A 20,656-nucleotide genomic window follows, 5' to 3' on the forward strand; every position below is an offset into this window, starting at 1 on the left:
TTATCCCGCGCGTCCTTCGTGCTGCTTGCGGTACGCCCCCGGCTGCACCCCGACGGCCTTGGCGAAGGCCCGGGTGAATGCCGCCACCGACTGATACCCGGCCTGCGCGCCTACCTGCTCGACGGTATTGCCGGCCTTGAGCAACTGGCAGGCATGACGCATGCGCAGGGCCAGCAGCACCTGCCCGGGGGATTGCCCGGCCAATTCGTTGAAGCGCTTGAAGAACGCCGAGCGCGACAGCCCCGTGCAGGCCGCCATGGCCTCCAGCGTCCAGGCCTGGCCTGGTGCCTCGATCAAGCGCTCCAGCAACCCGGCGAAGGCCGGCTGGCGGGCGAGGGCGACCAGCCCGCCCAGCGCCTGGCCGTCGTGTGCCTGCTGGCGCAGCACATAGAGGAACAACAGGTGGGTCAGGCGTTCGAGCAGCGCCTGGGACGGCTGCGGGCGCCGGCATTCCTCGAGGATCAACTCGAACAGCGCCCGCGCCGCGCTGCCGGCGGGGTCGCTGGCGCGCAGCAGGATCCAGTCCGCCAGCCCATCGACGATCAGCGACGACAACCCCGACTGGAAGTGGAAGAAACCGCACACCAGCCCGACGCCGTCCCCGGCTTCCAGGTCCAGCGCCTGCATGCTCCGGCGCGGCTGGGCACAGGCGTCGGCGGTATCCTCGTCGCCGGACAATCGATAGGCCAGGTCACGCAACAGGAACACCGCATCGCCGCTCTCCAGGCGCAGCGGCTGCGCCTGGCCGTCGATGTGCAGCCAGCAATGGCCCTGCACCACCAGGTGGAAACTGGCCCGGCCGAGGCCCTGGGTGCTGGCATGCCAGCCGCCGCAATAGCGGCCCACATGGAACAGGCTGGCATCGAGCTCCAGGCTCTCTAATAACCAATCGACGAGGGGGCTGGAAGAAATCATCTAATGCAAGGACTCTGGAGCAAGGAAAGGCGACTGATGAATATGGATGCTACTTCTTATAACCAACAGACTGTAGCGACCTACATCAAAGGAGACCACTCCATGTCCGCGCGCATTACTCTACACAGCCTGCAGACCGCTCCGGAAGCCGCCCGCCCGTTCCTCGAGAACGCGCAGAAGAACTCCGGCTTCATCCCCAACCTGCTGGGCATCCTGGCCAACGCCCCAGCGGCACTGGAAACCTACGTCACCGTCTCGGCGCTCAACGGCAAGTCCGAGCTGACCCTGGCCGAGCGCGAAGTGGTGCAGCTGATCGCCGCCACCCAGCACGGCTGCGACTTCTGCGTCGCCGGCCACACCGCCGTGGCGCTGAACAAGGCCAAGCTGCCCCAGGAAGTGGTCGATGCCCTGCGTGCCCGCGGCGAGCTGCCCGACGCCCGCTACGAGACCCTGGCCGCGTTCGCCCGTGAAGTGATCGCCACCCGCGGCAACGTCAGCGACGCCACCTACCAGGCCTTCCGTGAAGCCGGTTTCAGCGAAGGCAACGCCCTGGAAGTGATTCTCGGTGTCAGCCTCGCAACCCTGTGCAACTTTGCTAATGTGTTCGCCCAGACGCCGCTCAACGACGAGCTTGGCAAATACCGCTGGCAGCCTTCGGCCTGACCGAGGCCTGATGCCGGCGCGCCCGGCGTTTCACAAGGAGTTAGGGACATGCTTGACCATGCATTTGGACAATGGCTGGATGCCAATGCCGAGGCCATTGACCAGGGCCAGTGCGATCCGCACCTGGTGCTGGCGCAGATCGCCGAGTCGCAGTTGCTGCGCATCGGCGTCGACCCGGCCCTGGGTGGCACGGGCGGCGACGTCAGCGAGGCGGTCGAGGCCATCGCCGCCATCGCCAGCCGTTCGCTGGCCGCGGCCTTCGTCTGCTGGGGCCAGCGCGCCTTCATCGAATATCTTTTGCAAAGCCCCAACCGGGAGCTGTGCAAACGGCTGATGCCCGACCTGCTCAAGGGCGAACTCGCCGGGGCCACCGGCCTGTCCAATGCCATGAAGTTTCTCTCCGGCATCGAGGCCTTGCAGGTGCGTGGCCGCCTCGCGGCCGATGGCTGGAACCTCGAAGGCCGGCTGCATTGGGTGACCAACCTGCGCAAGCGCGGTTTCGTGGTGGCGGCGGCCATCGAGGATGACGCCGGCGGTGCACCGTTCGTGGTTGCCATTCCCTCCAACGCGCCGGGCCTGGAGCGCTCCGACGATCTGCAACTGATGGGCCTGCAGTCGAGCAACACCGCGGCGCTGGCGTTCCACCAGGTGCCACTGGCCCGCGACTGGCTGCTGCATGACAACGCCCGCGAATTCCTGCCCAAGGTGCGCCCGGCGTTCCTGGCGCTGCAGTGCGGCATGGCCATGGGCCTGGCCCGGCGAGCGCTGGATGAAGTGCAGGAGCACCTGCAGGGCCGTGGCTCGTTCCTCGAAGAGGCCCGTCAGGTGCTCAAGGAACGCCTGGAGAATACCGTCGGCGAGCTCAAGCAGGGGTTGCTCGACGGGCGCTTCCAGGACCAACCGGCCGCGTTGTTCAAGTTGCGCATCACCCTCGCCGAATGTGCCGCCGACGCCGTGCAGCTGGAGCTTCAGGCCAGCGGTGGCAAGGCCTACCTGACGGCCTATGGCGAAGGCTTCGCCCGGCGTTGGCGCGAGTCGGCGTTCGTGCCGATCGTCACCCCGAGCCTGGTGCAGCTGCGCGCCGAACTGCAACGCCAGGCGGCCAGCGCATGACCGAGGTGCTGCTCGAAGCCCGTGACATCAGCCTGGGCTACCCGCGCGACGGTGGCTGGCAGGCGGTGCTGGAGCAGTTCGACCTGGCGCTGGCGCCGGGCGAGGTGGTGACCATCCTTGGTCCCAGCGGGGTCGGCAAGTCCAGCCTGTTGCGCGTGCTGGCCGGGCTGCAGCAGGCCCGTGGCGGCAGCGTGCAGCTGCGCGGCGAGCCGCTGCAGGGGCCGCACCCGCGCCTGGCGGTGGCGTTCCAGGACCCGAGCCTGCTGCCCTGGCTGAGCCTGGAGAAGAACGTCGCCTTCGGCCTCGACTTCGCCCGCCAGCCCAAGCTGCCGGCGGCCGAGCGGCGCGCACGCATCGACCACGCGATCGACGCGGTGGGCCTGGCCCACGCCCGTGGCCAGTACCCGGCGCAGTTGTCCGGCGGTATGGCCCAGCGTACCGCGCTGGCCCGCTGCCTGGCGCGCCAGCCCGAGGTGCTGTTGCTGGACGAACCCTTCGGCGCGCTGGACGAGGTGACCCGCGCCGACATGCAGCAACTGCTGCTGCAACTGATTGCCACCCACAATACCGCCGCCGTGCTGATCACCCACGATATCGACGAAGCCCTGCTGCTGTCCGATCGCGTGCTGCTACTGGGCAACCACCCGGCGCGCACCCTCGGTCAGTGGCACATCGACCTGCCGCAGCCGCGGGCGCAGCGGGTCGAGGAGCTGGGCGCGCTGCGTATCGAAATCCTCAAGACCCTTCGGCGGGCAAGCCGCACAGCCGAACCCACCCCATCCCCCTTGCCCTCGGAGGCTGTCCATGTGCATGGATGACTGCTGTTCCACCACGTCCCGTCGCGATTTTCTCAAGCTCAGTGCCATGCTCACCGCCGCCGGCGCCGTGCCGTTGCTGTCGAGCCTGCAGGCCCGCGCCGCCGCCGAGCCGGACGCGCCGGTGCGCATCGGCTACCTGCCGATCACCGATGCCACGCCACTGCTGGTGGCGCACAACAACGGCCTGTTCGAGGCCGAGGGCATCAAGGCCGAGCGCCCGGTGCTGCTGCGCAGTTGGGCCCAGGTGATCGAGGCATTCATCTCCGGGCAGGTCAACGTCATCCACCTGCTGTCGCCGATGACCGTGTGGGCGCGCTACGGCAGCAAGGTGCCAGCCAAGGTCGTGGCCTGGAACCACGTCGGCGGCTCGGGCCTGACCGTGGCCCCGGACATCACCGACATGAAGCAGCTCGGCGGCAAGACCGTGGCCATTCCGTTCTGGTACTCGATCCACAACGTGGTGCTGCAGCAGATACTCACCGACAACGGCCTGAAGCCTGTGTCCAAGCCCGCCACCGCGCAGTTGGCGGACAACGAAGTCAACCTGCTGGTGCTGCCGCCTTCGGACATGCCGCCGGCCCTGGCCAGCAAGCGCATCGCCGGGTATATCGTCGCCGAACCGTTCAACGCCCTGGCCGAGAACCTCAAGGTCGGCCGCGTGCAGCGCTTCACCGGCGATGTCTGGCGCAACCACGCCTGCTGCGTGGTGTTCATGCACGAGCATGACCTGAACAATCGCCCGGAGTGGTCGCAGAAGGTGGTCAACGCCATCGTCAAGGCCCAGCACTGGACCCGCGAGCACCGCGCCGAGGCCGCGGCTTTGCTGTCCAAGGCCGGCCCCAACAAGTACACCCCGCACGAACCGGCGGTGCTGACCAAGGTGCTGGCGCCATCGGTCGAGGACCGTGCCGGCTATATCGCCAGCGGCGCGATCCAGCACCAGCAGTGGGACGAGAAGCGCATCGACTTCCAGCCTTACCCGTTCCCCAGCTACACCGAGGAGCTGGTCAAGCGCCTGAAGAACACCCTGATCGTCGGCGAGAGCGATTTCCTTGCCGCCCTCGACCCGGCCCAGACCGCCCGCGACCTGGTGGACGATCGCTTCGTGCGCAACGCCATTGCCGCGGTGGGTGGCCCGGCGGCGTTCGGCATTGCCGAGAACTTCCAGCGTAGCGAGGAGTTCGCGGTCTGATGCGCAGGCATTTCGTGCATGGTGCCCTGGGCCTGGCAGGCCTGGCGGCGCTGCTGTTGCTGTGGTGGGCGGGGGTGCGCCTGTTCGGCGCCGCCGATGGCCTGTCGGCGCGCTTCGCGCCCCAGGCCACGTTGCAAAGCCTGATCGAGCTGCTGGGGCAGGGCGAGGTCTATGGGCATATCTGGGTGAGCCTCGAGCGCATCCTCGTCGGCCTGCTGCTAGCGCTGCTGATCGGCGTGCCGCTGGGCCTGCTGGTGGGCAGCTATCGCCACCTGGAGGCGGCGACCACGCCGGCGTTCCAGTTCCTGCGCATGATCTCGCCGCTGTCGTGGATGCCGGTGGTGGTGATGCTGATGGGCGTGGGCGACCAGCCGATCTACTTCCTGCTGGCCTTCGCCGCGCTGTGGCCGATCCTGCTCAACACCGCCGCCGGGGTGCGCCAGCTCGACCCGCGCTGGCTGCAGTTGAGCCGCAGCCTCAGCGCCACGCGCTGGGAGACGTTGTGCAAGGTGATCATCCCCGGGGTGATCGGCCATGTGCTGACCGGCGTGCGCCTGGCCATCGGCATCCTGTGGATCGTGTTGGTGCCGTGCGAAATGCTCGGGGTGAGTGCCGGGCTTGGCTATTTCATCCTCGACACCCGCGACCGGCTGGCCTATTCGGAGCTGATGGCGATGGTGCTGCTGATCGGCGCACTGGGGTTCATGCTCGATGCCTTGGCGCGGGCGCTGCATCGACGCTGGGTGCATGCCTGAAGAAGGAGAGCGCGGGCCTGGATTTGTGGGGGCGGCGTAACGCAGCACCCACAGAATCCGCGTTCAACCAGGATTTCAGGCGCATCCCTGCGCCTGAGCAGGTCAGAAGCTGTACTTGGCGGTCAGCATCAGGTTGCGCGGATCGCCAAAGGTGTCGCCCCCGTAGTTCACCGAGCTGGAAATCGACGAGTAGTACTTCCTGTCGAACACGTTGTTGGCATTGAGCTGCAGGTCCAGGTGCTGGTTGACCGCGTAGCCGGCCATCAGGTCGGTCACTGCATAGGCGCCTTGCTCGAGGCGGTAGCGGCTGCCGTCGGCCACGCTGAAATCGTTGTACATGCGGCTCTGCCAGGTGACGCCGCCACCGACGCGCAGTTTTTCCAGCGGGCCCTGGAAGCGGTAGGTGGTGAACAGCTTGAGCTGGTGCTCGGGGGTGTCGGAGGACAGCGGCTTGTTGACGTTGGCGGGGTTCTTGGCGTCCTTGGTGGTGTGCACACGCGCGTAGGTGTAGCCGGCACCGATCTGCCATTGCTCGGTCAGCGCGCCTTGCACCTCGAAGTCGATACCCTGGCTGCGCACCTCGCCGGAGGCTTCGTAGCAGGTGAACTGGCCCGCTCGGCAGACGCTCTTGTCGTCCACCTCGACCGCGCGGTTTTCCTGGTCGATGCGGAACACGGCAAGGCTGGCATTGAGCGCGCCATCGAAGTATTCACCCTTGATGCCTACCTCGTAGTTCTTGCCTTCGATCGGCCGCACCGGCGTGCCGCTGCTGTCCTGGCTGTCCTGTGGCTGGAAGATATCGGTATAGCTGGCGTAGACCGAGTGGTGTTCGTCCAGCTCGTAGATCAGGCCGGCATAGCGGGTGACGTTGCGGGTCACCTTGTAGTCGCCATCGTTGCTGCCGCGCTTGTCGTAGTCGTACCAGTCCAGGCGCCCGCCGAGGATCAGCTTGAGCGGGTCGGCCAGGCTCAGGCGGGTGGTGGTGTACACGCCTTCCTGGTTGATCAGGTAGCGGCTGCTGCTGGTGTGCAGGAAGTCGGGCTTGCCGCCGTCGATGGGGTAGTCCATGTCGTAGGGGCTGTAGTTGCGCTCGCTCATGTCGTAGATGCGCTTGCTGGCGCCGACCACCAGCTCGTGGGTGCGCCCGAACGCCTCGAACGGGCCGCTGGCGAAGGTGTCCAGGCCCAGCTGGTTCTCGTCGTGGGCCGACTGGTAGACCGTGCGGCTCAGCGGCTTGGCCAGGTCCCAGCGCGACTGGTAGGAGCCGCGGAACAGCGCGTTCTGCTCGCTGTAGGTGGCGTTGACCTGCAGCTTCCAGTCATTGGCCAGGCGCTGGCGCACCTCGGCGAACAGGGTATTGATCTCCTGGTCCTTGACCTCCCAGTCGTTGGCCGGGTTGTAGGAGCGTGGCAGGTCCAGGTGATGGCCGTCGAGGGCGGTGGGGATCGCGCCCCAGAACACGTTGGTCTTGTCCTTCTGGTGGGAGAGGCCGAGGGTGAGGGTGGTGTCTTCGCCCAGGTCGGCCTCGGTGATCGCGTAGAACAGCCCGTGGTCCTCCTGCTGGCCGTCACGGAAGCCGTTGGCGTCCTGGTACGAGGCCACCACGCGGCCGCGCAGGGTGCCGCTGTCGTTGAGCGGGCTGGAGGCGTCCAGTTCGCCGCGGTAGTTGTCCCAGCTGCCGGCGGCGCCGGTGAGGGTGACTTTCTGCTCCGCCAGCGGGCGCTTGCGCACCAGGTTGATCGCCGCCGAGGGCGTGCCGGAACCGGTGACCAGGCCGGTGGCGCCGCGCACCACTTCCACCCGGTCGAACATCGCCAGGTTCGGCTGGGCGCCGACCACCCAGCCGGTGTAGGCGCTGGGGATGCCGTCGTACATGATGTTGTCGACGTCGAAGCCACGGGCCTTGTAGGTCTGCCGCCCCGGGCCATTGGACTGGTTGAGGAACAGGCCCGGGGTGTACCTGGCGACGTCGTTGATGCTGGTCATGCTCTGGTCGTCCATGCGCTGGCGGGTGATCACCGTCACCGCCTGAGGCGTTTCGCGCATGGTCAGCGGCAGCTTGGTGGCGGTGGACATGGCGCCGGTGGTGTACGACTTCGACCCCTCGGTGGTGCTGCCCAGGCTGCTGTCGTCGATGGCCGTGGCGCCCAGTTCGATCACGGCGGGGGCCTGTTCGGCTGCCAGCGCGGGGGTGAGGGTCGCCATGCAGATGGCCATGGCCAGCAGGTTGCGGGTGGGCGCGAAACGGTGGGGCGAGGGGAGCGATGACATGCCGAGCTTTATCCTTATTACTAGTGCTTATGAGAACGATTAGCAATAAGTATGTCGGGATTGCCCGATCAAGAACAGTGCGTATGAATTGAAAGTGATGAAATTTTCACATTTTTCCATTCGAATGGATTGGTTTGCCCACAGCCACACCTATCGATCGGTGCCACCTGTGCCAATCCGTTTACCTTGTTGCCTGCCTATTTCCAGCGCCTGGCCGTCACGTTGCTTGCCGTGCCGTGCCTGGCCCACCAGCTCGGGGATCAGCGGTCCCTCGGGCAGATGACGCCAGAAGCGTCCGGGTAGATGCTGGCGCAACGCGCCGGGGTTGAGCCGGGCGGGGTTGAAGGTGTGCCGGTAGTAGGCCAGCCACAGTTCGGCCCCGGGGTCGTCGGCGTTGCGCGCCCATTGCCGCCAGTCTTGCGGGCACTGGCGACGGTAGTCCAGTTGCGCGCCGTCGTAGCGGATGCCGTCGTGGGGCGTGGCGATCAGCCAGCGCTGGCGGCCCAGACGTTCGGCGAAGTGCGCGCTGGCGCTGTCGAGGATGTCATGCGCGGGTTCATGGTAGGCCACCAGGTCCAGCTGCAACTGCTCGGCCAGCGCCTCGGGCAGTGGCACGAAGCGCACGAAGGCATGCAGGTGATGAGCCTCCCGGCCGACCTGACGGATGCGTCGTTGCAGCTCGCTGCCCAGGCGGTCGCCGGCCAGCATCGCGGTGCGATCGCCATGGGCGACGCGCCACAGCACCTCGTACAACAGGTTCCAGCGCTGCTCGCCGCGGTAGCGCCCGGCCTGTTCCAGCTGGGTCAGCAGCGCCGCCGGCACGCGGGCGTGGAACGGACCGGGGCCTGCGGGCAGGGGCGTGGGCACGGCCAGCAAGTCATCCATCCAGGTCTGACCCCAGGTCACCGTGGCCGGATCGATGCCGTGGCCGAGCAGTTGGCGGGCCTGGTCGCGCCAGATGGCGAAATCATCGCCGCAATCCAGCGCGATCATCCCCACAGCCCCATCTGCACAGGCGCCTGGGGTTCACGCAGGCGGGCCCTCAGCAGGCCGCTGCGCAGCTCGGCCTGGGCCGGGCGGTAGTCGCTGGTGACGATGAACGGACGGGCTTTCTCCAGCACGCAGCGCAACTGGATCAGGTCGTCGTAGCGGATGCGCCGTTCCCGGCGCAGGGCGACCAGGCGCTGCACGCTGCGCAGGCCGATACCGGGGATGCGCGCCAGCAACGCCGGCTCGGCGCGGTTGACGTCAAGCGGGAAGACCTCGCGGTTGGCCAGCGCCCAGGCCAGCTTGGGGTCGATGTCCAGGGCCAGGTTGCCGGCCCCGCCCAGCAGTTCGCCGGCCTTGTAGCCGTAGCCGCGCAAGAGGAAGTCGGCCTGGTACAGGCGGTGTTCGCGCAGCAGCGGCGGCGCGGCCAGGGGCACGCTGGAGGGGCTGTCGGGGATCGGGCTGAAGGCGGAGTAGTAGACCCGTTTGAGCCCATAGCCCTGATACAGCGACTCGGCGTTGCGCAACAAGGTGCTGTCGTCGGTGGCGTCGGCGCCGACGATCACCTGGGTGCTCTGCCCGGCGGGGGTGAAGCGTGGCGCGCGCGGCTCGCCGGCGACGGCCTGCTGGCCGTGGTGGATCACGCCCATCGCCTGGCGGATGGTGCTGGCGCGCTTTTCCGGGGCCAGGCGCTGAAGGCTGGCGTCGGTGGGCAGTTCGATGTTCACGCTCAGTCGGTCGGCCAGGCGCCCGGCTTCCTCGATCAGCAGCGGGTCGGCGTCGGGAATGGTCTTGAGGTGGATATAGCCACGAAAGGCGTGTTCTTCGCGCAGCAGGCGCGCCACCCGGATCAGCTGCTCCATGGTGTAGTCGGCGGAGCGGATGATGCCTGAGCTGAGGAACAGGCCGCTGATGCAGTTGCGCCGGTAGAAGTCCAGGGTCAGGCGCACCACCTCCTCGGGGCTGAAGCGTGCCCGGGGCACGTTGCTCGAGCGGCGGTTGACGCAGTATTGGCAGTCGTACAGGCAGAAGTTGGTCAGCAGCACCTTGAGCAGCGACACGCAGCGGCCATCGGGGGTGTAGCTGTGGCAGATGCCCATGCCATCGGTGGCGCCGAGGCCGTCGCGGCCGCGCGAGCTGCGCTTGGGCGCGCCGCTGCTGGCGCAGGACGCGTCGTACTTGGCGGCGTCGGCGAGGATGCCGAGTTTGGCGATGAGTTGCATGGGGCGGCCCGCTGAATACTGAATATTCATACAGTATTTCGGGATTGGTCTGATGGCAAGGGCTTCTGATCCGCCAGGCGCTGCAAGGTCCCCGTGAAACGCCCGAACGTTCGATTACAGAATTGTAATCTTCACGCCACCCCCCAGATAACCAAGGCTCCCTAAAGTCCCTCGCCAAAGCATTCCGCCGCTTGTCGACGAGGACTTCCGCCGTGCCCATCCCCCGCAAGATCGCCTTGCTCTGCCTGTTGCTGGCCGGCCCTGCCGGCGCCGAGGGCCTGAGCCTGGACCAGGCGCTCACCGCTGCATTTGCCCAGAACCCGGACTTCGCCGCCATCGGCCGCGAGATCGGCATCGCCGAAGGCGAGCGCCGTCAGGCCGGGCTGATTCCCAACCCCGAGCTGTCGTGGGAGGTCGAGGACACCCGCCGTGACACCAGTACCACCACCGTGACCCTCAGCCAGGCCCTGGAACTGGGCGGCAAGCGCGATGCGCGGATCGAGGTCGCCGAGGCCGGCCAGGCGGTCGCCCGTCTGGAGCTCGAGCGCCAGCGCAACAGCCTGCGCGCCGATGTGATCCAGGCTTTCCATGCCGCCTTGCGGGCGCAGACCGCGCTGGAGTTGGCGCAGCAATCGCAGGCGCTGACCGAACGCGGCCTGCGGGTGGTGGAGGGGCGGGTGCGCGCGGGGCAGTCCTCGCCAGTGGAGGCCACCCGCGCCCAGGTGCAGCTGGCCCAGGCCGAGGCGGCGGTGCGCCGGGCGCGAACCGAACGCACAGTGGCCAATCAAGCCCTGGCGCGGCTGACCGGCAGCGCCGAGGCCCGCTTCGACCGACTCGACGCCAGCTCGCTCTCGCCAGGCCCGGCGCCCAAGGCCGAACGCCTGCTGGCCACGGTCGAGCAGACCGCCGAATGGCGCCTGGCCGCGGCGCAGATCGAGCGTGGCGATGCCAGCCTGGGCTCCGAGAAGGCCCAGCGCATCCCCAACCTGACCGTGAGCCTGGGCAGCCAGTACAGCCGTGAGGAGCGTGAGCGGGTCAATGTGGTGGGGTTGTCCATGCCGCTGCCGCTGTTCGACCGCAACCAGGGCAACGTACTGGCCGCCGCGCGCCGCGCCGACCAGGCCCGCGATCTGCGCAACGCCGTCGAACTGCGCCTGCGCAGCGAAACCCGCAGTGCCCTGGAGCAGTGGGGCACGGCCATGGGCGAGGTGCAGGCGTATGACCGCACCATCCTGCCCGCCGCCCAGCAGGCAGTGGACACCGCCACCCGAGGTTTCGAGATGGGCAAGTTCGCCTTCCTCGATGTGCTCGATGCCCAGCGCACGCTGATCGAGGCGCGCGGGCTTTACCTTGACGCGCTGGCCCAGGCGACCGATGCCCGGGCGCAGGTGGAGCGGATCTACGGCGAGCTTTGAGCCTCGTCCCATCGCGGGGCAGGCCCTGAACTGCAACGACTTTTCCAGCAGGAGCAACAATGACCAACCCACGCAAGCTCGCCATCCTCGCCGCCGCCCTGGCCGTTATCGGCCTCGGTGGCGCGGCCTGGACCGGCACCCTCGGCAAGGCCGGCAGCGGCCAGGCCCAACACGACGACCACGGCGAAGCCGGCCACGGCCATGACGAAGAGAAGGACGACGGACACGGCCACGGCGAGTCCGCAGGCGAGGGGCATGGCGAGGAGGAGGGCCAGCTGCACCTGACTGCCGAGCAGATCCGCGCCGCCGGCGTGCAGTTGGCCACCGCCGGTCCGCGCACCTTGGGCACCGCCATCAGCTTCCCCGGCGAAATCCGTTTCGACGAAGACCGCACCGCTCATGTGGTGCCACGGGTTCCTGGCGTGGTCGAGTCGGTGCAGGCCGAGCTGGGCCAGGCGGTCAAACGCGGCCAGGTGCTGGCGGTGATCGCCAGCCAGCAGATCTCCGAGCTGCGCAGCGAGCAGCAGGCCGCGCAACGGCGCCTGGAGCTGGCCCGGCTGACCTTCACGCGTGAAAAACAGCTGTGGCAGGAGCGCATCAGTGCCGAGCAGGACTACCTGCTGGCCCGCCAGGCGCTGCAGGAGGCCGAGATCGCCGCCGCCAACGCCGGGCAGAAGGTCGCCGCGGTGGCGCCGGCCGGCAAGGGCAACCGCTACGAGCTGCGCGCACCGTTCGACGCAGTGGTGGTGGAAAAGCACCTGACCGTGGGCGAGGTGGTGGACGAGACCAGCAATGCCTTCACGCTATCCGACCTGAGCCGGGTCTGGGCCACCTTCGCCGTGGCCCCGCGTGACCTGGACAAGGTGGTCAGTGGCCGTGGCGTCACCGTCAGCGCGCCGGACCTCGGCGCCCAGGTGGAGGGCAAGGTCAACTACGTCGGCAGCCTGCTCGGCGAGCAGAACCGCGCCGCCACCGTGCGCGCCACCCTGGCCAACCCCAATGGCGCCTGGCGCCCCGGGTTGTTCGTCAATATCGCGGTCACCGTCGAACGCTTCGACGCCGCGGTGGTGGTGCCGGAAAGCGCCCTGCAGACCTGGGAAGAGCAGACCGTGGTGTTCGCCCGCACCGATGAAGGGTTCGCGGCCCGCCCGGTCAAGCCCGGCCGGCGTGATGCCGGCCAGGTGGAGATCCGTGAAGGCCTGGCCGCCGGTACCGAAGTGGCCGCCGCCGGCAGCTTCGTCCTCAAGTCCGAGCTGGGCAAAGGCTCGGCCGAACACAGCCACTGACCGGGGACGCCTTCCATGTTCGAACGCCTGATCCAATTCGCCATCGAGCAGCGCCTGGTGGTGATGCTCGCCGTGGTGCTGATGGCCGCCGTGGGCATCCACAGCTACCAGAAGCTGCCCATCGACGCCGTGCCCGACATCACCAACGTGCAGGTACAGATCAACACCGCCGCGCCGGGCTATTCGCCCCTGGAGACCGAGCAGCGCATCACCTTCGCCATCGAGACCGCCATGGCCGGGTTGCCGGGCCTGAAGCAGACCCGCTCGCTGTCGCGCTCGGGCTTGTCGCAGGTAACGGTGATCTTCGATGACGGCACCGATATCTTCTTCGCCCGGCAACTGGTCAACGAGCGCCTGCAGGTGGCGCGCGAGCAGTTGCCCGAGGGCATCGAGGCGGCCATGGGGCCGATCTCCACCGGCCTTGGCGAGATCTTCCTGTGGACGGTCGAGGCCACGCAAGGCGCGCTGAAGGACGACGGCACACCCTATACCGCCACCGACCTGCGGGTGATCCAGGACTGGATCATCAAGCCGCAGCTGCGCAATGTGCCTGGCGTGGCCGAGGTCAACAGCATCGGCGGCCACGCCAAGCAGTACCTGATCGCCCCGGAGCCCAAGCGCCTGGCAGCCTACAAGCTGACCCTCAACGACCTGATCGCCGCCCTGGAGCGCAACAACGCCAACGTTGGCGCCGGCTATATCGAACGCAACGGCGAGCAATTGCTGATCCGCGCTCCGGGCCAGGTGGCTTCGGCCGAGGACATCGCCAGCATTGTCATCTCCAGCGTCGACGGCACGCCGATCCGCGTCAGCCACGTGGCCCAGGTCGGCCTGGGCCAGGAGCTGCGCTCGGGCGCCGCCACCGAGAACGGCCGGGAAGTGGTGCTGGGCACGGTGTTCATGCTGATCGGCGAGAACAGCCGCACGGTGTCCCAGGCGGTGGCGGCCAAGCTCGAGGAGATCAACCGCAGCCTGCCCAAGGGCGTGGTGGCGATCACCGTGTACGACCGCACCAACCTGGTGGAAAAGGCCATCGCCACGGTGAAGAAGAACCTCATCGAAGGCGCGATCCTGGTCATCGCGGTGCTGTTCCTGTTCCTGGGCAACATCCGCGCCGCGCTGATCACCGCCATGGTCATCCCGTTGTCGATGCTGTTCACCTTTACCGGCATGTTCAGCAACAAGGTCAGCGCCAACCTGATGAGCCTGGGTGCGCTGGACTTCGGCATCATCGTCGACGGCGCGGTGGTGATCGTCGAGAACGCCATTCGCCGCCTGGCCCATGCCCAGCAGCATCATGGCCGCATGTTGACCCGTTCCGAGCGCTTCCACGAAGTGTTTGCCGCCGCCCGCGAGGCGCGCCGACCGCTGATCTACGGGCAATTGATCATCATGGTGGTGTACCTGCCGATCTTTGCCCTGACCGGGGTCGAGGGCAAGATGTTCCACCCCATGGCCTTCACCGTGGTGATGGCGCTGCTGGGGGCGATGATCCTCTCGGTGACCTTCGTCCCCGCGGCCCTCGCGCTGTTCGTCACCGGCAAGGTGAAGGAAGAAGAGGGCGTGGTCATGCGCACCGCCCGCCGTCGTTATGCCCCGGTGCTGGAGTGGGTGCTGGGCCGGCGCAACCTGGCCTTTGCCGGCGCCGCCACCCTGGTGCTGCTGTCCGGTGTGCTGGCCAGCCGCATGGGCAGCGAGTTCATCCCCAGCCTCAGCGAGGGTGACTTCGCCCTGCAGGCCCTGCGTGTGCCGGGCACCAGCCTGTCGCAGTCGGTGGACATGCAGCAGCGCCTGGAGAAGACCATCATCGAGCGGGTGCCGGAAGTCGAGCGAGTGTTCGCCCGCACCGGCACCGCCGAGATCGCCTCCGATCCGATGCCGCCGAACATTTCCGACGCCTACGTGATGCTCAAGCCGCGTGAGCAGTGGCCGGACCAGAGCAAGTCGCGGGACGCGCTGATCGCCGAGGTGCAGCAGGCGGCGGCCAGCGTGCCGGGCAGCAACTACGAGCTGTCGCAGCCGATCCAGCTGCGCTTCAACGAGCTGATTTCCGGGGTGCGCAGCGATGTGGCGGTGAAGGTGTTCGGTGATGACATGGAGGTGCTCAACCGCACCGCCGCGCAGATCGCCACCAGCTTGCAGCAAGTGACGGGGGCGTCCGAGGTGAAGGTCGAGCAGACCACCGGCTTGCCGGTGCTGACCATCGATATCGACCGCGACAAGGCCGCCCGCCACGGCTTGAACGTGGGCGATGTGCAGGATGCCATTGCCATCGCCGTGGGGGGCCGTACCGCCGGTACCCTGTACGAAGGCGACCGTCGCTTCGACATGGTGGTGCGTCTGTCCGAGGCGCTGCGCACCGATGTCGACGGGCTGTCGAGCCTGCTGATCCCGGTGCCGGCCAGTGCCGCCGCGGGCGCTGCGCAGATCGGCTTCATCCCGTTGTCCCAGGTGGCCACGCTGAATCTGCAGTTGGGTCCCAACCAGGTCAGCCGCGAAGACGGCAAGCGTGTGGTGGTGGTCAGTGCCAACGTGCGCGGGCGTGACCTGGGCTCGTTCGTCGAAGAGGCGTCGCAGACCTTGATCGACCAGGTGCAGATCCCACCGGGCTACTGGACCCGCTGGGGCGGCCAGTTCGAGCAGCTGCAGTCGGCGGCCGAGCGTCTGCGCGTGGTGGTACCGGTGTCGTTGCTGCTGGTCATGGCCTTGTTGCTGATGATGTTCAACAACCTCAAGGACGGTCTGCTGGTGTTCACCGGGATTCCTTTCGCCCTCACCGGTGGCGTGCTGGCGCTGTGGCTGCGCGACATTCCGCTGTCGATCTCGGCGGGCGTGGGCTTTATCGCGCTTTCCGGGGTGGCGGTGCTCAACGGTCTGGTGATGATCGCCTTCATCCGCAACCTGCGCGAGGAAGGGCGCGGCCTGCGTGCCGCAGTCGAGGAGGGCGCCTTGACCCGCTTGCGGCCAGTGCTGATGACCGCGCTGGTGGCATCGCTCGGGTTCATCCCGATGGCCCTGGCCACTGGCACCGGTGCCGAGGTGCAGCGACCGCTGGCGACGGTGGTGATCGGCGGGATCCTGTCGTCGACGGCGCTGACCTTGCTGGTGCTGCCGGCGTTGTACCAGTGGGCGCACCGGCGCGATGAGGCCGAGACTGTGTGAGCCTCTATCGCGGGGCAAGCCCGCTCCCACGCAAGCATCACTGTGGGAGCGGGCTTGCTCCGCGACGCTTCAACGCCGACGCCACAGCCAGTGGTCCAGGCTCAACCTTCCAGAACCTTTCAACAGCAGTGGCAACAACGCCACCAGGTAGATCAGCGGCAGCTTGAAGTTGCCAAACCCCTGGTCGGTGATCGCATACCCCCGCCCCAGTTCCGCCAGGCTCGACCACTGGCTTGGCCAGTGCACCGCCGCGATCGCCACTACCGTCACCACCATCAGCACCGCCGAGGCCAGGCGGGTGCCGAGGCCGAGCAGCAGGAGCAGCGGGCAGAGCAGCTCGGCCCACATCGACAGTTGCCAGTTCAGGCCCGCCGGCAGCAGGTCGAACGGGAACGGAAAACTGCCTTGCAGGTCGGCGAACCAGTTGGCGCCATTGAACTTCTCCAGGCCCGATTCGAAGAACTCCCAGGCCAGGAACAGACGCAGCGGCAGGTCGGCGCTCCAGCTACCAGCCCGGTCGAGGGCCATGAACGGGCGAGTCAGGGTATTTGTCAGCATGGTGATCTCCTTGGGTCAGTGCGACAGGGCAGTGGCGGCCCGGCGTGAGCGCTGGGCCTGCTTGGCGATGAGCTTGAGGGTGATGGCGGCGAACATCAGGGCGAACGCCAGCGGGTACCAACCGCCCATGGGGATGCGCTTGTAGAGCGACAGGCAGAACACCGCCGCCAGCACCCAGGTGCCGGTGCTGTGCAGGCCTTTCCACAGGCGTGGGCCAAGCAGGCGCATCGGTGCCTTGAACGAGGTCAGGGCCAGCAACAGGATGAACAGGTAACCCACCGAGCCCGGGATGTTCGCCACGGCGCTGCGCCCGGCCCAGAACAACTCCGGGTAGCGTTGCGCATATAGGTAGATCAGCACGCCATGGACCGTATGCGAGAAGGCGAAGGCCAGGCCCAGGTAGCGCCGTTCACGGAGCAACTGGCGGCTGGCCTGGCTGGGTAGCAGGGTGACCAGCGTCGAGGCCAGGAAGGTCAGCAGGAACAGTGCGAAAGAGCTGCGTGCCGTGGCGCGAATGGCGCTGCGCAGGCCGTCGACCCCCAACGGATGGGTGACAAGCACCACAGCGGTCATCAGCAGGGTCAGGGCCGCGAGGGCGTGGAACAGCTTCCAGCCAGAGGGCAGTGGTAACGCTTTCATGGGCAGGGTTTCCGGCGTGCTCGGCGACGGCGGGTTGCCGTCGCGCTGTGCTGGCCGGAAGTCTGTGCTGGCGGGGTATCGACAGTGTGTCGAGGAGGGCGGTGTTATGTATCGCTGTGTAGTGGCGCTCAGCGGGTACTGGTCAGACGCTGCTGCGCCGCCGCGCAACCATTGATCTCCACCGCCTTCTGCAGAAAGGTCTGACGCTGGCGCGGATCGAGCTCACCCAGCAGCCGGTAGATCTCGGCCTGGTAGTCACGCTGGCGTCCCCACTGCAGTTGCAGGCCCTGCGGCCGGCTGCGATTGCAGGCCAGGCGGGTGGCCGGCTGCGGATAGTAGGCGGCATACAGGGTGGCCATGCTCGGGACTGCCTCCAGGGCCTCGCGGTAGGCCGGGCTGGCATTGTAGGGTGTGCACCAGTGGGCGATGGCCAGCGCCGGTGGAGCAAAACCTTGCTTGAGGCTGGCCTCGAGCAAGGGGCAGGCGGCCTCGGCGATCTGGTTGGCCGGCAAATAGGTGGTGTAGTACAGCGCCAGGCGATACTGGGCCACCGGGTGGCCGAGGGCGACGGATTTTTTCAGCAGCGCCACGGCCGTGGGCAGTGTGTGCGCCATGGCCTGGCCCTGGCGGCTGAGCTCGGGGTCGCCAATGGCGGTGCGCAGCGGGCTGGCGCTGTCGTCCTGGTTGTCGGCCTGTTCCAGCAGGGGCAATGCCTGGCGGTACAGCAGGTCGGCATGGGGGTCGATGTTCACTTCCAGGGCCTGGGCGCCGACGGCGGCCAGCAGCAACGGCATCGCCACGGCCAGGCTGGTGCGATGGCTGCGACCCTGACGGCGGGCCGAAAACGAAGGGGCGGCTGGGATGGTCATGGCAGTTACGCGGTTGCCTCGGGCAAATCAGGAGCGACGACAGCGTATTCTATCCATCCGCGCCCCTTCCCCGAAAGCCCGGCGTACGGCCATCAGACCAGCTTGATCGGTGCGACCTTGCGCAGGGCCTGTCTTTCCTGGGCCAGGCCCAACTTGGCGGTAATCACCTTGGCCAGCGCGTTGTTGCCCAGGTCGTTGAAGTGCAAGCGGTCGACGAACAGGTGTTCGCTGAACACCGGCGAGCTGCTGAGCATGCTGTTCATGTCATAGCACGGCACCGGCTCGGCCTGGTTCTTGATACGGCGAAAGAAAGCCATGTGCAGTTGGCTGTCGAAGGTGTCGCCGAGCAGGCGATCGAAATTCGACGGCTGGCGCTCGAGCTCGCCGAGCATGGCCTGTTCGGCGCTGGGCACGACCTCGCGGCACCAGGGTAGCAGTGGCTGGAGGATGAAGGTGAGGGTGGTGTGGCCGTCGGCCAGCAGGCGATCCCATTGACGCAGGGTCCGGCCGACGCAATCGGCGGCGCGGATCAGACGCTTGTCGGGGCTGGACAGCGGCTCGATGTCCGGCCAGCGCGGTTGTCGCGCAGGCGCCAGGACCTGGCCCAGGCGCTGCCAGAGCGATTCGCGGCGTGCCTCGCCGGTGGCTTGCACCCCTTCGTTGAAGCGATTGAGAAAATCCTGGTAGGCCTGCGCCCGATGCGGGTCCTGCGCGCCGGCCAATACCTCGGCCAGGGCCTCCTGGGCCAGCGAGTTGAGGCCGCTGAGCACCACTACATGGCCGATCTGGCCGAAGCGGTGCTGGTGAGTGAGGAACATCAGCAGTTCCTGCGTGGCATTGAGCCCGCAACCGGTCAGGTTCAGCCAGATCTCGCCGGTCAGCATCGACAGGTACGAGGCCACGGTGTGCTCGTCGGAGCTGGCGCCGATGCCCATGGCGGTGGAGCCGCCCACCAGAAGGTTGACCCGCGCCGCGCCGCCGCGCTCGGCCACCGAGAAGCGCTTGCCGGCGCAATGGCTGTAGCGCATGCCCAATGCGTCGGTGTTGATGGTGCCGGAACGGTAGCCGCGTTCATGCACGTACAGCGTGTGCGGCGCCCGGCGGCTGCCCAGTTGCAGGAAGCGCTGGTAATCCTCTGCCAAGGGGTAGGGTGTGCCCATGCTGCCGGGGGTGGCGCTGTCGATCGGTGTCATGGGCGCTCCTTGGTGTGAGGGCAGGCTCAGGCGGCCAGTTCCCTGATGTTGTAGGCCAGGCCGACCGCGGCGATCAGCAGCAGGGCGACGCCCGACGCCAGGCTGATCAGGCGGTTGCTGCGCGGCGAGGCAATCTTGCCGATGGCGAAGATGTACAGGCTGAGCACGGCGAAATCGATGGCGATCCACAGCAGCGACAGCACCACCATGCTCTTGCCGAACGACTCGGTGATCTGAATGAACTGCGGGAAGAAGGCGATGAAGAAGATGATGTCCTTGGGGTTGGAGATGCCGACCATGAAACCCTGCAGCAGGCCGCCACGGCCCGGTTGCACGCCGGTTGCGGCCTGGGTGGCGTCCTCGGCCGGGGCCTGCAGCGCTTCGCGCAGGGTACCCAGGGCGATGTAGCCGATGAACAGGCAGCCCAGCAGGCTCATGCCGCTGAGCCAGGCCTTGTCGATGGCCGCGCTGGTCAGGATGATCCAGGCGGCCGCGCCGATCAGCACCAGTGAGGCCCAGTTGGTGCCGACCGCGGTGAACAGGGCCTTGCGCGAGCCCGAGGCGGCGGCGGTGTTGACGATCAGGGCCACCACCGGGCCGGGCGTGGCGATCAGCAGCAGGACGGTGAGGGCATAGGTGGCGGTGAGTGCGGTATTCACGTTCAGTTCTCGGTAAGAGGTTCAGCTGTTGCGTGGGTATGGAACGGGCAGCGAGCCGGGCTTGGCGAGCCGGGCTCCTGCAACTGGTACTGCTTCCATTCGAAGTTGTCGTCCTGGCCGAAGAAGCCAAGGGTCTGGGGCATGACGCCGTCGTTGTAGTGGCGCACCCGCTCGCGAATCCGCGCCCGGATGCGCTGGCCGCTCTCGGTGCCGGCGCTGGCGACCTCGTCGAAGCTCTCCCGCGGGTTGATGACGAAGGCGATGTGCGGGCCCAGGTTGCGGCTTTTCATCAGGCGATGGGCGGGGAAGCTCATGTTGATGAACAGCGGCATGCCGGCGAAGCAGAATGACCAGCGTGTGTCATGCGGGTCCTGCGGGATCTCCTCGGGCCATGGCAGCGTGTCACGGGCGTGGACCTCGCGCAGCACATCCCAGGCCAGCGCCTGCTGCGCCTCGAGCGAGGAGTCGGCGGCCGTTTCGAGAAACACCAGCAACGGGTTGCCGATACGCTGCTTGAGCGGGATCGGCGTGATGGTGGCGATGTAGTCGGCCAGGCCCCCGGCGATATCCTCGGCCAGTCGTGCGGCGCGGGCGAAGACGATATGGCAGGTGCGCGCCGTGACTGCCTTGCGCCCGAACAGGCAGGGGAAGTCAGGGTTGGCCAGGGTTTCCTTGAAGTGTTCTATGGTCTTGTGTGTCCAGTGGTGGCGGTTCTGGACATGTTCGTCGGCTAGCTCTAGCGCATCCAGGCGGTAGCAGATTCCATAACCCGTAAACATGATTTCCCCAGGTAGATCCGAATGCAGCGTTAATAGAACTTTTTCGTCATATCGGTGCAGGTTGGTTATATATAATTGTTATTTACCAGCATTTTCGGAGATGGGTCCTGCGTTGTAAAACGCCTGGATCTATGACCTACTATTAGCTTCACTCATGCT

At 67.1% G+C, this 20,656-nt stretch carries 18 protein-coding genes; 8 read left to right on the top strand and 10 right to left on the bottom strand.

Annotated features, from left to right (window positions below; all coding sequences use genetic code 11):
* Nucleotides 1-915, bottom strand: a complete 915-nt coding sequence (locus ACODS9_RS09930) for an AraC family transcriptional regulator (protein WP_489093831.1) — start codon at nt 913-915, stop codon at nt 1-3.
* 102 nt (nt 916-1,017) lie between these two features.
* Between ACODS9_RS09930 and ACODS9_RS09935 the strand changes: the two genes are divergently transcribed.
* Genes ACODS9_RS09935 through ACODS9_RS09955 form a run of 5 tightly spaced genes read left to right on the top strand, consistent with a single transcriptional unit; the run spans nt 1,018 to nt 5,456 of the window.
* Nucleotides 1,018-1,578, top strand: coding sequence for a carboxymuconolactone decarboxylase family protein (locus ACODS9_RS09935; protein ID WP_046855060.1), 561 nt, complete (start codon nt 1,018-1,020; stop codon nt 1,576-1,578).
* A 48-nt stretch (nt 1,579-1,626) separates the two neighbouring features.
* Complete coding sequence (locus ACODS9_RS09940; protein ID WP_489093832.1) at nt 1,627-2,691, top strand: acyl-CoA dehydrogenase family protein; 1,065 nt, start codon at nt 1,627-1,629, stop codon at nt 2,689-2,691.
* A complete protein-coding gene (locus ACODS9_RS09945; RefSeq protein ID WP_046855062.1) occupies nt 2,688-3,509 on the top strand; it encodes an ABC transporter ATP-binding protein in 822 nt (273 codons plus the stop codon). Before ACODS9_RS09940 ends, ACODS9_RS09945 begins: the two co-directional genes overlap by 4 nt.
* Complete coding sequence (locus tag ACODS9_RS09950; protein WP_489093833.1) at nt 3,496-4,701, top strand: ABC transporter substrate-binding protein; 1,206 nt, start codon at nt 3,496-3,498, stop codon at nt 4,699-4,701. The genes ACODS9_RS09945 and ACODS9_RS09950 overlap by 14 nt, the downstream gene beginning before the upstream one ends.
* Nucleotides 4,701-5,456, top strand: coding sequence for an ABC transporter permease (locus ACODS9_RS09955; protein WP_046855064.1), 756 nt, complete (start codon nt 4,701-4,703; stop codon nt 5,454-5,456). The genes ACODS9_RS09950 and ACODS9_RS09955 overlap by 1 nt, the downstream gene beginning before the upstream one ends.
* 102 nt (nt 5,457-5,558) lie before the next feature.
* On the opposite strand, the gene ACODS9_RS09960 is transcribed toward ACODS9_RS09955, so the two are convergent.
* From ACODS9_RS09960 to ACODS9_RS09970, 3 genes are all read right to left on the bottom strand, one after another.
* Complete coding sequence (locus ACODS9_RS09960) at nt 5,559-7,727, bottom strand: TonB-dependent siderophore receptor (RefSeq protein ID WP_489093834.1); 2,169 nt, start codon at nt 7,725-7,727, stop codon at nt 5,559-5,561.
* Nucleotides 7,728-7,877: 150 nt separating this feature from the next.
* Complete coding sequence (locus tag ACODS9_RS09965) at nt 7,878-8,720, bottom strand: TIGR03915 family putative DNA repair protein (protein ID WP_489093835.1); 843 nt, start codon at nt 8,718-8,720, stop codon at nt 7,878-7,880.
* Nucleotides 8,717-9,937: a putative DNA modification/repair radical SAM protein gene (locus ACODS9_RS09970; protein ID WP_263157888.1), complete on the bottom strand. Its 1,221-nt coding sequence runs from the start codon at nt 9,935-9,937 to the stop codon at nt 8,717-8,719. The genes ACODS9_RS09965 and ACODS9_RS09970 overlap by 4 nt, the downstream gene beginning before the upstream one ends.
* A 212-nt stretch (nt 9,938-10,149) precedes the next feature.
* Here ACODS9_RS09970 and ACODS9_RS09975 point away from each other — a divergent pair, with 212 nt between their 5' ends.
* From ACODS9_RS09975 to ACODS9_RS09985, 3 genes are read left to right on the top strand one after another with little or no spacing between them, the layout of a single operon-like run.
* Nucleotides 10,150-11,352 carry a TolC family protein gene (locus ACODS9_RS09975; protein ID WP_489093836.1) on the top strand — a complete coding sequence of 401 codons (1,203 nt, stop codon included), beginning with the start codon at nt 10,150-10,152 and terminating at the stop codon, nt 11,350-11,352.
* Between the two features lie 59 nt (nt 11,353-11,411).
* On the top strand, nt 11,412-12,638 hold the full coding sequence (locus ACODS9_RS09980; protein WP_489093837.1) for an efflux RND transporter periplasmic adaptor subunit: 1,227 nt from the start codon (nt 11,412-11,414) through the stop codon (nt 12,636-12,638).
* A gap of 15 nt (nt 12,639-12,653) precedes the next feature.
* Nucleotides 12,654-15,800 carry an efflux RND transporter permease subunit gene (locus ACODS9_RS09985; protein ID WP_489093838.1) on the top strand — a complete coding sequence of 1,049 codons (3,147 nt, stop codon included), beginning with the start codon at nt 12,654-12,656 and terminating at the stop codon, nt 15,798-15,800.
* 69 nt (nt 15,801-15,869) lie between these two features.
* Here the strand turns inward: ACODS9_RS09985 and ACODS9_RS09990 are convergent, their stop codons facing one another.
* The 6 genes from ACODS9_RS09990 to ACODS9_RS10015 form a co-directional block, all read right to left on the bottom strand.
* Nucleotides 15,870-16,358: an HvfX family Cu-binding RiPP maturation protein gene (locus ACODS9_RS09990; RefSeq protein WP_046855071.1), complete on the bottom strand. Its 489-nt coding sequence runs from the start codon at nt 16,356-16,358 to the stop codon at nt 15,870-15,872.
* 15 nt (nt 16,359-16,373) lie between these two features.
* On the bottom strand, nt 16,374-16,997 hold the full coding sequence (locus ACODS9_RS09995; RefSeq protein WP_489093839.1) for a ferric reductase-like transmembrane domain-containing protein: 624 nt from the start codon (nt 16,995-16,997) through the stop codon (nt 16,374-16,376).
* A gap of 128 nt (nt 16,998-17,125) precedes the next feature.
* Nucleotides 17,126-17,791, bottom strand: a complete 666-nt coding sequence (locus ACODS9_RS10000; RefSeq protein ID WP_401109612.1) for a sel1 repeat family protein — start codon at nt 17,789-17,791, stop codon at nt 17,126-17,128.
* Between the two features lie 167 nt (nt 17,792-17,958).
* Entirely contained in the window at nt 17,959-19,059 is a 1,101-nt protein-coding gene (locus ACODS9_RS10005) for a hypothetical protein (RefSeq protein WP_401109519.1), read from the bottom strand.
* Nucleotides 19,060-19,085: 26 nt separating this feature from the next.
* On the bottom strand, nt 19,086-19,718 hold the full coding sequence (locus tag ACODS9_RS10010; RefSeq protein WP_046855074.1) for a LysE family translocator: 633 nt from the start codon (nt 19,716-19,718) through the stop codon (nt 19,086-19,088).
* 2 nt (nt 19,719-19,720) lie between these two features.
* Nucleotides 19,721-20,497, bottom strand: a complete 777-nt coding sequence (locus ACODS9_RS10015) for a YqcI/YcgG family protein (RefSeq protein ID WP_046855075.1) — start codon at nt 20,495-20,497, stop codon at nt 19,721-19,723.
* Between the last annotated feature and the right edge of the window lie 159 nt (nt 20,498-20,656).

The organism is Pseudomonas sp. FG36 (genome assembly GCF_057809275.1).